Source organism: Pseudomonas uvaldensis (genome assembly GCF_021271205.1).
Taxonomy (GTDB): domain Bacteria; phylum Pseudomonadota; class Gammaproteobacteria; order Pseudomonadales; family Pseudomonadaceae; genus Aquipseudomonas; species Aquipseudomonas uvaldensis.
Window position 1 is genome coordinate 1 of sequence record NZ_JAIWKS010000021.1, and the last position, 15,156, is coordinate 15,156.

Below are 15,156 nucleotides of genomic sequence, written 5' to 3' on the forward strand. Positions count from 1 at the left end.
TAGCCCGCTACTCAGGTCGATCACCGGCATCGAGGCACCGGCCAGCAACCCAACCGTGGCCGCCTGGGCCAACACCGCCGCCGGGGCGCTGTCTTGCAGCATGTAGGCAATCCGATCCGCCGGATAGGCCGGATCCAGCGGCACATAACCACCACCGGCCTTGAGAATCGCCAGCAGGCCCACGACCATGTCGAGACCACGCTCGACGCAGATCGCCACCCGCGAATCGGGCTGTACGCCCTGCTTGCGCAGGTAATGGGCCAGGCGGTTGGCCCGTGCGTTCAGTTCACCATACGTCAGGCGATGCCCGCGGTGGAGCACCGCCAGTGCGTTCGGCGTCCGCTCTGCCTGGGCCTCGAACAAGCCGTGAACGGTCTGCTCAATCGGATACTCCGCTTGCGTGGCATTGAAGCCATCCAGTTGCAGGCGTTCGGTATCGCCCGGCAAGACGATTTCACTGACTACGGCACGGGCATCGGCCACCATCGCCCGCAACATGCGCTCCAGATAACCGAGGTAGCGCTCCATGGTCGTCTGGTCGAACAACGCGGTGGCGTACTCCAGCGAACCCTGGATACGGCCTCCGACTTCCCCCAGGTCGAGGGAAACATCGAACTTCGCCGTTCGCTTCGCACAAGCCAGCCCTTCCAGGACCAGATCGCCCAAGATCAGTTCGACGCTCTCGGTGTTCTGCCAGGACAACATGGCCTGGAACACCGCGCTATGGGACAGGCTGCGCACCGGCTTGACCAGTTCCACGACCTGCTCGAACGGCAGGTCCTGGTGGGCCTGGGCGGCCAGCGCCTGGGTTTTCACCCGTTGCAGCAACGTCTCGACATCTGGCCGCCCCGACACATCGATGGGCACGGCCAGGGTGTTGACGAAGAACCCGATCAGTTCCTCGACCTCGGCGCGCTGGCGATTGGCCGTCGGCGAGCCAATGACGACCATGTCCTGCCCCGAGAGCCGGCCGAGCACGGCAGCCCAGGCAGCCAATACCGTCATATAAAGCGTCGTGCCGTGGCGCTGGCTCAACGCCTTGAGATCCGCCGTCAGCGCTTCATCGAAAATCACCGGCAGGCTCGCCCCTGCATAGCTCTGCTGTGCTGGCCGCGGACGATCCGTGGGCAGTGTCAACAGGGCCGGAGCCTGGGCTAGCGCAGCTTGCCACCAGGCGCCCTGGCGCTTGAGGACTTCCCCGCTCAACCAGCGTCGCTGCCAGACGGCATAGTCGCCATACTGCACCGCAAGGTCCGATAACGGATCGGGCAGGTCATTGCGGAACGCTTCGTAGAGCGCGGCCAACTCCCGGGTCAGAACTCCCATCGACCAGCCATCCGAGACGATGTGGTGCATCGTCACCAGCAACACATGCTCCTGCTCCGCCAGGCGAATCAGTTGCCCACGAATCAGCGGGCCGTGTTCCAGATCGAAGGGTTCGCCGGCTTCCTGCCCGATCAGTGTCCACAGTTGTGCCTGTGCCTCGCCATGGTCCGACAGGTCCACGGTGCGCAAGGCTAAACCACTGTCTGGCGCACCGATACATTGCTGTGCCGGTTGTTCCGCTGGTTGCACGAAGGTCGTGCGCAACGCTTCGTGACGCGCCACGATTCGATCCAGGGCACGCGACAGTGCGTTGCGGTCCAGTTGCCCCGTCAAGCGTAGCGCCGCCGGCAGATGGTAGGCCGAACTGGCCCCTTCGATCCGTGTCAGGAACAACAGGCGCTGCTGAGCGAAGGACAGCGGCAACGGCTCATCACGGGAAACCGGCGCAACCGGTGGTAGCGTGCTGCGCCCCGAACCAGCCACGGCCTGTGCCAACGCGCTCAATTGCGAATGGGCAAACAGTTCGCCCAGCGCCAGTTCCACCCCCAGGCGTTGACGCACCTGGGCGATCAGCCTCATTGCCAACAGCGAATGCCCGCCCAACTCGAAGAACCGGTCCTGACGACCGACCCGCTCCAGGCCCAACAGCTCCTGCCAGATCTGCGCCAGCACCGGTTCGACATCCCCTTGTGGCGCTTGGTATTGATCATCGGCCATCGCAGCCGAACCCGGTGCCGGCAAGGCCTTGCGATCCAACTTACCGTTGGGAGTCTGCGGCATCGCCTCCAGTCGTACATAGGCCACGGGCACCATGTAGTCGGGCAATTGCTCCAGCACCAGGGCCCGCAGCGCGTCGGCCGTCGGCAAGTCCCGGTCCTCCGACGCCCTGTAATACGCCACCAGACGCTTCTCGCCGGGCATGTCTTCGCGCACGATCACCACCGCCTCGCTCACCCCCGGGCAGGTGGCGAGCACGGTTTCGATTTCGCCCAGCTCGATGCGCAGGCCGCGGATCTTGACCTGCCCATCGTTGCGTCCCAGGTACTCGATTCGCCCGTCCGGCAGGTAACGACCGATATCGCCGGTGCGATACATCCGCGCCTTGGCCTCGGCACAGAAAGGATCGTCCAGGAACCGTTCGCGAGTGAGGTCGTCGCGGTTCATGTAGCCCCTGGCCACCCCGGCACCGCCAATATGGATCTCAGCGGCGACGCCCACAGGAACAGGCCTGCCCTGGGCATCGAGCAGATAGAACCTGGTATTGGCGATAGGACGGCCGATACTGACCTGACCGCTACCCGCCCCTTGTGCCTGGACTTGTGTGGCCGACGACCAGATCGTCGTTTCGGTCGGACCGTAGACGTTGAACAGCGTCTTGACCCGCTCCGCCACCCGCTGGCCGAGGTCTGCGGGCAAGGCTTCACCGCCACACAGCACGACCAACCCCGGTGCGCCTTGCCATCCCGCTTCGAGCAGCATGCGCCAGCTCGTCGGGGTGGCCTGGGCGACGGTGATAGCGCTCGCGGCAATCATCCGGGCAAGCAGGTGGCCGTCCCGTCCCTGTTCGCGAGACGCCAGAACGACCTGAGCGCCGCACACGAGCGGCAGATACAGTTCCAGGCCAGCGATGTCGAACCCCAGGGTCGTCAGCGCCAGCATCCGGTCGGTAGACGTCATGCCCAACGTGTCGCGCATCGCACACAGCAGGTTGACCACGCTGTGGTGTTCGACCATCACGCCCTTCGGCTTGCCAGTCGATCCCGAGGTGTAGAGCACATAGGCCAGGTTCGCCGAGGTCAGGTCCGGCACTGACGGATCGAGGTCCGGCAGGTCCCGCCAGGCATCGCCATCGAAATCGAGGGTCAGCAACCCGACATCGGTCAGCAGGTCGCGGGTCGCCGTATGCACCAGCAGAGCCACCGGCGCGCTGTCCTCCAGCATGTAGGCCAGGCGATCGCTCGGGTAGGCAGGGTCCAGTGGCACATACGCAGCCCCGGCCTTCAAGATACCCAGCAGCCCTACGAGCATGTCGAGACCGCGTTCCACGCAGATAGCGACCCGATCATCCGGGCGCACGCCCAGCGCGATCAGGTGGTGAGCGAGCCGATTGGCCTGCCCGTTCAGTTCGGCATAGCTCAGTTGCCGATCGCCGGATACCACGGCAACGGCGTCGGGCGATGCATGGGCCTGGGCCTGGAACAGTTGGTGGACGGTCTGCTCCAGCGGATAGGCGACCTGCGTGGCATTCCAGGTATCGAGCAGTTGCCCAAGTTCGTCAGCGGGTATGCCTTGCAGCTCGGACAAGGGCCTGTCAGGCGCGTTCTCCAAGGCGGAGACCAGGCTTTCGAGCGAGGTGTGCATGTAGTGGCCGATGCGTTGTGCGTCGATTCCGCACGCCGCCTGCACCACCAGGTTGAAACCTTCGCCCTCGTCGTCCACGGCCAGCGAGAGCGGGTAGTTGGTACGCTCTTCACCGCCGAGGGTTTCAATGCCCTGCCATGCCTCCTGCGCTCCATCCGCCGCCGTCGGGACGTTATGCCGGTAGTTGAGCAAGGCACTGAACAGCGGCGTCGGCGGCGCCACGCCGCTGCATCGCTGGGCCAGTGCCAACGGCGCGTGCTCATGCCCCAACAGTCCGGTGAGCTGCCGGTGCGCAGCCTTGACGCCCTCGCGGGCACTCTGCCGGCCCAGGCTGATCCGCAAGGGCAGCGTATTGATGAACATGCCCAGGGCACGGTCGGAGCCTTCCGTGCCTTGCATCCGCCCCAACAGGACAGTGCCGAAGACCACATCGTCGCGCCCGCTTACACGGCCCAGGACCTGCGCCCATGCCAGGTGCATCACGCTCGCCGCGCTGACGCCCGACTGCCGTGCCTGCGCCCGCAGACGACGGCATAACGGCGCCGTCAGCGCCAGCTTCACCTCCTCCACATCGTTACCGTCACCCTGCACATCTTGCCGGCCGAATGGCAGCGTCGGTTCTTCGATGTCACCGAGCATGGCGCGGAAGAACGTTTCGTGGGCCTCCTGGCTCACGCCCAGACGGGCCTGGGCCACGTAGTTGCGGTATTGCATCGCGGCCCCCAGCTCGCCGCCACGTCCGAGCAGGAAAGCCTGCATTTCGTGCACCAGCGTTTCCAGCGCCGTGTGGTCCAGTACCGTGTGGTGGAACAGCAGCGTGGCGACCCAACGGCCGTTGGCTGCGTCTTCGGCACAGATCAGGCGCAACATGGGTGCCCGGCGCAAGTCCAGCCGGTAATGCCGGGCGTCGAAGCGTTCATGCAATTGCCGGGCGACATCCCCGGCCTGTGGATCGGCTTCAAATGTTTCCAGCACCAGGGGGGCCCGGCGCCAGACCACCTGCATCGGTTCGTCCAGGCCCTCCCAGGCGATCGAGGTGCGGAGGATGTCATGGCGGTCGATGACCTGTTGCAGCGCCTCCGTAAACGCCTCGAGACGGTCCCGATGATCGAAGGCGAACTGTGACTGGAGCACATACGGATCGCCTTGCGCGGCCGCCAGATGGTGATAAAGAATGCCCTGCTGCAACGGCGCCAGCGGATAGATATCCTGGACATTGGCCGCCCCACCCGGCACGCCCGCCACAATTCGGTCGATGGCTTCCTGGCTCAGGTCAGCCAACGGCAACAGGTCCGGCGTAACCCGCCGGCAACCTGCGGCGATCAGGTTGGCCGGCACCACCAGATCACGGTGTCCACCGACCGCAGCGGCCAGGGCCTGCAAGGTCGGTTGGCTGAACAGGACCCGCACGTCCACCGCCAGGCCGACCTGACGCATCCGTTCGATCAGCCTCATCGCCAGCAGCGAGTGACCGCCCAGTTCAAAGAAATGATCGTTGCGGCCGACCTGCTCGACCTTCAACAGTTCGGCCCATAAACCTGCCAGCGTCTGCTCGACTTCTCCCTGGGGCGCCTCGTAGGCCTGGCTCGCATAGGCCTCGGCCTGCGGCGCGGGCAACGCCTTGCGGTCCACCTTGCCGTTGAGCGTCAATGGGAATGCCGGCAGGATCACGAACGCGCCCGGTACCATGTACTCGGCCAGGGTGGTGGACAGTTGTTCGCGCAACCCGGCCACGCTCATCGTGACCTGAGGCTGCGCCACGACGTACGCCACCAGGCGCTTCTCGCCCGGTTCATCGGAGCGGACCATGACCACGGCATCCTTCACCCCGTCACAGGTCACCAGTTTCGCCTCGATCTCGCCCAGCTCGATACGGAATCCCCGGATCTTCACCTGGTCATCGTTGCGGCCCAGGCATTCCAGGCTACCCTCGGGCAGCCAGCGACCGAGGTCGCCCGTGCGGTACAGCAAGGCGCCGGGTTCGTGGCTGAACGGGTCGGCGATGAATTTTTCCGCCGTCAGGTCAGGGCGGTTCAAGTACCCCTTCGCCACCCCTTTGCCGCCGATGTAGATTTCACCGGCGACACCCAGGGGCGCCAACTGTCGGCGCGAATCGAGCACGTAGACCTGTGTATTGGAAATCGGCCCGCCGATGGGCACGCTCTGCGCGTCAGGGGCCACAGCCTTCACTTCCAGCGTCGTGGCGTAGGTGGTGGTTTCGGTGGGACCGTAGCAATGCACCAGTCGCAGGTCCGGTGCCAGCGCCAGCAAACGCCGGAAGGAAGCGACGTCGGCCCGTTCGCCACCGCACAGCAGCATCCGCAAACCACCAATGGCCTCGGGAATCATCTGTACGTATTGATTGAAAATCGCCGTGGTGACAAACAGCACGGAGGTGCCCGACGCCTTCAGTTCCTGGGCTAGACGTGCGGGTTCGAGCAGGGTTTCATGGTCGATCACCACCACCTGCCCGCCGTTGAGCAACGCACCCCACACCTCCATGGTGCTGGCGTCGAAGGCCGGGTTCGACGCGAAGGCGATCCGATCATGCTCATTGAAATCGGCGTAACCGCTATTGATCACCAATCGGTTGATGGCCCGATGGGGGATCAGCACACCCTTGGGTTGGCCCGTGGAGCCCGACGTGTACATGATGTAGGCAATCGACTCACTGGACTGCTCCAGCGCCGGGTCATGGGAAGGACCTCGCAGTTCCAGCGTGTCCAGGTTGACACGGGGCGTGCCCTCGGGTGCCGGTTCGGTGCTGAACGTCAGCACGAAAGAGGCCTGGCAATCGTCGAGCATGAAGCGCTGGCGTTCCGATGAGGCATTGCGGTCCAGCGGCACATAGGCCGCGGCACACTTGAGGATCGCCAACTGACTGGCCAACAGATCGATCGAGCGTGGCAACAGGATTGCCACGCAGTCATCCGGTTGCACACCTAGCCCGATCAGATAATGGGCCAGGTGGTTCGCCCGCTCGTTCAGGGCCGCGTAGCTGATCCGGTGCGAGCCGTGTACCACGGCAATCGCCTCGGGAACCTCGGCGGCCTGGGCTTCGAACAGTGCCAGGACGGTCTGCGTCTGGGGGTAGGCACGCCGGGTGGCGTTGAAATCCACCAGCAGCCGCTCGCGCTCGCTTTGCGGCAGGATCTCCAACCGGCTGAGCGGCAGTTGCGGGGTGTGTTCCAGGGCCTGTATCAGGTTTTCGAGGGCGGTGTGCATGTAGGCGCAGATGCGTGCCGCCCCCACGCCCTGCAAAACCAGGGTGCTGAGGGTGAAGCCGTCGCCCAGGTCGTCCACCGACAGGGTCAGCGGATAGTTCGAACGTTCTTCGCTGCCCAGGGTTTCGATGCCCTGCCAGGCCGCCAGCGCGTCGGTGGAGATGCCATCGCCCGCGCTGTGCCGGTAGTTCAGCAGCGCACTGAACAGCGGAGCCGGCGCCGCGACGCGGCTGCAGCGTTGCGCCAGGGCCAGCGAAGCGTGCTCGTGACCGAGCAATGCGCTCAGTCGCCCATGGGTGGCCCTGATCGCCGCCTGCACGCCCTGCTCGTCCAGTTTCACCCGCAGTGGCAAGGTATTGATGAACATGCCCAGGGCACGGTCAGCCCCCGCGCCGCCCTGCATCCGGCCCATCAGTACGGTGCCGAACACCACGTCCTCGCGCCCGGACAACCGCCCCAGCACCTGCGCCCAGGCCAGATGATGCAGGCTGGCGGCGCTCACGCCCAACTGCCGGGCCTGTGATCGCAGGCGACTTGCCAGGCCCGCGTCGACGTCGAGCCTGGCTTCCTCGATACCACGGCCATCACCCCGCACCTGTTGCAGCCCAAGGGGCAATGTCGGTTCGTCGACATCGCCGAGCATCTCGCTGAAAAACGCCTCGTGTTCTTCCTCGCTGACACCCAGGCGCGCCTGCGCCACGTAGGTGCGGTACGGCATCGCCGGAGCCAGTTGATCCTGCCGACCGAGCAGGTACAGCTGCATTTCCTGTTGCACCACATCCAGGGCGGTATGGTCCAGGGCAATGTGATGGAACAGCAGCATCGCCACCCAGCGGTCATTGGCCGGGTCATGGGCGAAACGCAGGCACATCAGCGGCGCCTGCCGGATATCGAGTCGATGATGGCGAGAATCGAAACGTACGTGCAGCTCGGCCAGTACGTCACCGGTGGCATCTGCCGGCAGCAACTCTTCGACGTTCAATAGCGCCGTGCGCCAGACCATCTGCACCGGCTGCTCCAGCCCCTCCCATACGATCGCGGTGCGCAGGATATCGTGGCGGTCGATGACACCCTGCAAGGCGTTGGCAAAAGCCTCCAGGCGCGCCTTGTCTTGGAAGGCAAACAGCGCCTGGAGCACGTAGGGATCGCCTTCTCGTGCCGAGATATGGTGATAGAGAATGCCTTCCTGCAACGGCGCCAGCGGGTAGATGTCCTGTACGTTGTCCACGCCGCCAGGCACGGTGGCGACAATCGCGTCGACGGCCTCTTGGGTCAGCGCGACCAGCGGCAGCATGTCCGGAGTGATCCGCCCGCAACCGGGCGTGACGCCGTTGGCCGGTACCTGGACTTCATGACCGCCACCCACCGCCGCGGCCAGGGCGGCCAGGGTCGGCTGGCCGAACAGCACGCGAACGTCGGCGCTCAGGCCCACTTGGCGCATCCGCTCGATCAGGTTGACGGCGAGCAGCGAATGACCGCCCAGCTCGAAGAAATGATCGTGGCGCCCGACCCGTTCGACATTGAGCACCTGGCCCCACAACCGGGCCAGGGTGATTTCGGTTTCACCCAGCGGGGCTTCATAGCCACGCGTGAGGATCGAGGCCTGGTCCGGCGCCGGCAGGGCCTTGCGGTCAAGCTTGCCGTTGGCGGTCAGCGGCAGTGCATCGAGGCGCACGTAGGCGGCAGGCACCATGTAGTCCGGCAGACGACTTTGCAGGTGAGCCCGCAACACCTCGATCGTCGTCATGTCTTCGGGACGATGCAGGGTGAAGTAGGCAACCAGGCGCTTTTCTCCCGGCACATCCTCTCGGACCAGCACAGCAGTTTCTTTCACCGCCTCATGCTGGCTCAGCCGGGCTTCGATCTCCCCCGGCTCGATGCGGAATCCGCGGATTTTCACCTGGCCGTCGTTGCGGCCCAGGTATTCGATATTGCCATCCGGTAAATGGCGTCCCAGGTCGCCGGTGCGGTACATCAAGGCTTGTGGCTGCTCGCTGAACGGGTCTGGCAGGAATTTTTCCGCGGTCAGCTCCGGTCGGTTCAGATAGCCCTTGGCGACCCCGGTGCCGCCGATATACAGCTCGCCGGCAACACCGTGGGGCACGGGCCGACGCTGTGAGTCCAGCAGGTAAACCCGAGTGTTTCCCACGGGACGGCCAATGGGAATGCTCCCCGCACCGACAGCCCTGATCTCGCAGGTGGTCGAAAAAGTCGTGGCTTCCGTCGGGCCGTAGCCGTTGAGCAAATGTTGCGGTGCGCCCTCTTCCAGCACCCGGCCAATCACCGCCGGATCGAGTACGTCACCGCCGACGATCAGGTAGCGCAACTGCTTGAACACCGGCATGAGTCCAGCGGCGTACTGGTGGAACAGGCCGGCCGTCAGCCACAGCACGCTGACCGACTGTTCGGCCAGCCATCCGGCAAAACGTGCCTGGGACAGCAGCACGTCCTGCTCGACCACCACCACGCAGCCGCCATTGAGCAGCGGCGCCCAGACTTCGAGGGTGCTGGCATCGAACGCCGGGTTCGACGCGAACGCCACGCGGTCCTGTCCGTTGAAATCGGCGTAGCCGTTGTTGATCACCAAACGGCTGATCGCCCGGTGTGGCACCAGCACGCCCTTGGGCGTACCCGTGGAGCCCGAGGTGTACATGATGTAGGCAGCCGCTTCGCTCGACGATGCCGGTGGCTTGTCGAAAGTCGGCTCCTCAGATAAGTCGAGGGCATCGAGATCCACCCGACGCAGCCCCTCGCCCAGCGCTTCGGCAGCGTGGGTCAACACCCACACGGCCCGGCTGTCCTCCATCATGAACTGTTGGCGCTCCACCGGCGCGTTGACATCCAAGGGCAGGTAGACCGCCGCGCATTTGAGAATCGCCAGTTGGCTGATCAGCAGGTCGAGCGAACGCGGCAGCAGGATTGCCACAGTCTCCCCTGGCTGGACACCAAGATCGAGCAGATGCCGGGCCAGTTGATCGGCCTTGCTGTTCAGCGCCCGATACGTCAGGGTCTGCCCCGCCTGTAATGCAGCCGGTGCATCCGGACAAGCCTCGACCTGGGCTTCGAACAAGGCGTGGATCAGTTGCGTCCGGGGATAGGCGCGGGCGGTGTCGTTGAACCCCTGCAACACGCGCTCGCGCTCGGCCGGCGGCAGGATCGACAGGGTATTGACCGACGTTTCGGGAGCGTTCTCCAGTGCCGTGACCAGGCACTCCATGGCGGCTTGCATGTACTCGCCGACGCGTTGCGCATCGATCCCCGGTGTCGCCTGTACCGTCAGGGCAAAATCATCGGAAAAATCATCTACCGAAAGAACCAGCGGATAGTTAGTGCGCTCTTGCGCGCTCAGGGTCTCGATTCCTTCCCAGGCCTGGAGGGCGTGCGCCGGGAGCACCTGGGTCCGGCTGGCGCTGTGTCGGTAATTCAGCAATGCGCTGAAGAGCGGCGCCGGTGCCGCCACGCCACTGCAACGTTGCGCCAGGGCCAGGGAAGCGTATTCGTGACCGAGCAAGGCACTCAGCCAGCCGTGGGTGTCTTTCACTGCATCCCGCACGCACCGGGCGCCCACATCCACCCGCAACGGCAAGGTATTGATAAACATGCCCAACGCACGGGTCATGCTTTCGCCAGCCTGCATGCGCCCCAGCATCACAGTGCCGAACACCACGTCTTCGCGACCTGAAACACAGCCTAGCACCTGGGCCCAGGCCAGGTGGATGATGCTGGCGGCGCTGACACCCAACTGACGCGCCTGCCCACGCAAGCGGCGGCCGAGCAGCGGCGTCACCGCCAGATGGCATTCCTCGACACCACTGCCGTCGCCCAATACGTCCTGTTGGCCGAAAGGCAAGGTCGGTTCGTCGACGTCACCCAGCATCTTGCTGAAAAACGCCTCGTCAGCCTGGCGCTGGCCGGCCTGTCGAGTGCGTGCCACGTAGTTGCGGTAAGGAACGGCAGGCTCCAGTTGCCCGCCTTGCCCCGTCAGCCAAGCCTGCATTTCATGCTGCACCACCGCCAGCCCCGCATGATCGAGCACCATGTGATGGAACAACAGCATGGCCACCCAACGCTGATGGGCAGCGTCATGGGCATATACCATCAGCAGCAACGGCGCCTGGCTGATGTCCATTCGATAGCGTCGAGGGTCGAACTGTGCCTGCAACTGCGCCATGACATCGCCGTCGTCGAGTTCGGCGCCGATGTCCTTGACCCCCAGCCGGGCCTGACGCCAGACCACCTGGACCGGCGCTTCCAGGCCCTCGCGAACGATGGCCGTGCGAAGGATATCGTGACGGTCGATCACGTTCTGCAAGGCGTCGACAAATTCCTCCAGGCGCTCACGGCGACTGAAGCTGAATCGCGCCTGCAAGACATAGGAATCGCCTTGGGCAGCCGTGAGGTGGTGATAAAGGATCCCTTCCTGAAGCGGTGCCAGGGGGTAGATATCCTGCACATTGGCCGCGCCGCCCGGCACGGTGGCGACAATGCGGTCGATGGCCGATTGGTCCAGCGTCACCAGCGGCAGCATCTGCGGGGTGATGCGCAAGCAACCGTCGGGGATCAGGTTGACCGGGACTTCGGTTTCGCCGGCATTCGCGGCCTCGTACTGCCCGGTCTTGATCAAATCGATCAAGGTGGCCTTGTGCTCGCGCAACAAGGCCAGCACCGCGGGCTCGCTCAAAGACTGTTTCCGGCCGCGCACCACGAGCTGGTCACCCTTGACCGAAAGCTGAACGTCTTTTTCCTTCAGTGTCGCCAACAGTTCGATCACACTCACAGGACAATCTCCATTTTTTCTGTCATTGCCGCGTATTCCGCGAGCGTGGGTTGCTCGAACAGCGTTCGCACATCCGCCTCCATGCCTTCCTGCCGCATCCGCTCCATCAGGCTGACCGCCAGCAGCGAATGCCCGCCCAGCTCGAAGAAGTGATCGTGACGACCGACGCGCTCCACGTTCAGCACCTCGGCCCACAACTGCGCCAACGTGATTTCGGTTTCGCCCACGGGGGCTTCGTAGCCACGGGTGATGACGCAGGCCAGGTCGGGAACTGGCAGGGCCTTGCGGTCGAGCTTGCCGTTAGGTGTCAGCGGCAAGGCATCGAGGCGCACGTACGCCGTGGGCACCATGTAGGCCGGCAACAGGGTCTGCAGGTGCAGACGCAGGTCTTCGATGTCGGCCGTTTCGCCTGATGGATGCCCGGTGAAATAAGCGACCAGGCGCTTCTCCCCCGGCATATCCTCGCGCACCAACGCCACGGCATCCTTCACCGCCGCGTGCTGGGCAAGCCTGGCTGCGATCTCGCCCAGTTCGATGCGGAAGCCGCGAAGCTTCACCTGGTCGTCATTGCGGCCCAGGTATTCGATGTTGCCGTCCGGCCGGTAGCGACCCAAGTCGCCGGTCTTGTACATCCGGGCGTTGGGTTCGTGGCTGAACGGATCCTTGAGGAAACGTTCGGCGGTCAGGTCATCACGGTTCAGGTAGCCCCGCGCCACGCCGGCGCCGCCAATATGAATTTCCCCGGCGACGCCCACAGGGACGGGGTTGCCGTGGATATCGAGCAGGTAGAACCGGGTGTTGGCGATGGGCCGGCCGATGCTGACCTGGCTATCGCCCGTCTCCTGGCCGCTGATCCGCGTTGCCGAGGACCAGATCGTCGTCTCGGTGGGGCCATAGACGTTGAACAGCGTCTCGACCCGGGCCGCCAGGCGCGATGCAAGATCGGCAGGCAGCGCTTCCCCCCCGCACAACGCGGTCAATCCCGGTGCGCCCTGCCAGCCGGATTCGAGCAGCATGCGCCAGCTCGCCGGGGTGGCCTGGGCAACGGTGACGCCACTGGAAGCGATCAGGTCCGCCAGTGAACGGCCCTCGCGCCCTTGTTCACGAGTCGCCACGACCATGCTTGCGCCACACATCAGCGGCAAGTACAGCTCCAGGCCGGCAATGTCGAAACCCAGGGTCGTCAGCGCCAGCATGCGGTCGGTCGCCGTCACGCCCAGGATGTCGCCCATGGCTGACAACAGGTTGATTACACTGCGGTGCTCGACCATCACGCCTTTGGGTTTGCCGGTGGAGCCCGAGGTATAGAGAACGTAAGCCAGATGCGTGGACGCCAGGCCTGACGCAGGTGGGTTGGCGATGGACAGGTCTTGCCAGGCATCGCTGCCGAGGTCGATGACCGGGACCGACACACTGGCCAGCAACCCGCAGGTGCCGGTTTGCGCAAGGACCGCCACCGGGGCGCTGTCTTCCAGCATGTGGGCGATCCGGTCCAGCGGGTATGCCGGATCCAGCGGCACATAGGCACCGCCGGCCTTGAGTATCGCCAGCAGCCCCACCACCATGTCGAGGCCGCGCTCGACACAGATCGCCACCCGCGAATCCGGCTTCACGCCGCGCCCGCGCAGGTAATGGGCCAGGCGGTTGGCCCGCTCGTTCAGTTCACGGTAGCTCAGGCGCTCATCGCCATGCAGCACCGCCACCGACTCGGGTGTACGCCATACCTGGGCCTCGAACACGCTGTGAATCGTCTGCGCCAGTGGATAATCGACCTGCGTGGCATTGAACGTTTCAAGCAATTGCTCACATTCGGATGCCGGCAGGATCGACAACTGGTGCAGCGGCGCTTCAGGCATGCGTTCCAGCATCCCCACCAGATGATGCAGCGCCCGGTGGACATAACCGCACAGGCGCTGTGCGCCGATCCGTGCCGGGGTCATGATGCTGAAGCTGAAGGCATCGCCCTGGTCGTCCACCGACAACGTCAACGGATAATTGGTCCGTTCTTCACCGCCCAGCAGTTGGATGCCGTCCCAGGCGGCCAGCGCCTCGTTGGAAGCTGCCGTAGCGGTGTGGCGATAGTTGAGCAAGGCGCTGAACAGCGGCATCGGCGCTTCCACCCCGCTGCAACGCTGCGCCAAAGCCAACGAGGCATGCTCATGGGCCAGCAAGGCCGTCAGCCGCCCATGGGTCGCCTTCACGCTCTCGCGCACGCCTGCCTGCCCCAGGCTGACCCGCACCGGCAAGGTGTTGATGAACATGCCCAACGCCCGGTCGGCGCCTTCGCCGCCTTGCATCCGGCCGACCAGTACCGTACCGAACACCACGTCGTCCTTGCCCGACACCACGCCCAGTACCTGCGCCCAGACCAGGTGGTACAGGCTCGCCGCGCTCACGCCGAGCTGACGGGCCTGGGCGCGCAAGCGCCGACTCAGGTCGACCGCAACGTCCTGGCGTACTTCTTCGATCCCGCTGCCGTCACCTTGCACATCCAGCAGGCCGAACGGCAGCGTCGGCTCGTCGACATCGCCCAGCATCTCGCGGAAGAATTCCTCATGAGCCTCGCGATCGACACCCAATCGGGCTTGCGCCACGTAGTTGCGGTAAGGCACCGACGCGGGCAGGTGCTGCGCCTGACCGAGCATGTACGCCTCGATTTCCGCTGCCAACACCGCCAGTGACGTGGCATCGTCCACCAGGTGGTGGAACAGCAGGATGCCGACCCAGCGCCGATTGGCTGGATCCTGCGCATAGGCCAGCCGCATCAGCGGTGCCCGACGGATGTCCAGGCGATAGTGCCGTGGGTCGAAACGCTCATGCAATTGACCGGCAATATCTCCGGCAGCCGCCTCCAGCTGGACCGCCTCGACTTCCAGCCCGGCCTCACGCCAGACCACCTGAACCGGTTCGGCCAGCCCCTCCCAGAGCACGCCCGTGCGCAGGATGTCATGCCTGGCAATGACCGCCTGGAATGCCTGGACGAACCCGTCCAGGCGTGTGGAACTGTCGAAGGCGAACATCATGTATTGGAGGTAGGGATCGCCCTGCTCAGCGGCAAGGTGGTGGTAAACGATCCCCTCCTGCAACGGCGCCAGCGGGTAGATATCCTGAACGTTGGCCACGCCGCCCGGCACCGTCGTCACAATGCGATCGATGGCGTCCTGGTCCAGGTCGGCCAGGGGCAGCATGTCCGGAGTGATGCGCGTGCAGCCGTCCGGGATCCGGTTGGCCGGCACGACGATCTCCGAACCGCCACCCACGGCCGCCGCCAGGGCGGCCAGGGTGGGTTGGCTGAACAACACGCGCACGTCGGCACTCAGGCCCGCGTTGCGCATGCGCTCGATCAACTTGACCGCCAGCAGCGAGTGCCCGCCCAGTTCGAAGAAATGGTCGTGGCGACCGACCTGCCCAAGGTCCAACAGGTCCTGCCAGATAGCAGCGATGGCCGTCTCGACTTCACCTCGCGGA

The 15,156-nt window shown here is 64.7% G+C and carries 2 protein-coding genes; both read right to left on the reverse strand.

Annotated features, from left to right (window positions below; translation table 11 throughout):
- The coding region (locus LCU97_RS26355; protein WP_332875351.1) for an amino acid adenylation domain-containing protein at positions 1 to 11,688 on the reverse strand (11,688 nt) is incomplete at its 3' end.
- Positions 11,685 to 15,156: non-ribosomal peptide synthetase (locus LCU97_RS26360; protein WP_232778192.1), on the reverse strand; the 3,472-nt coding region annotated here is incomplete at its 5' end. The genes LCU97_RS26355 and LCU97_RS26360, both read right to left, overlap by 4 nt.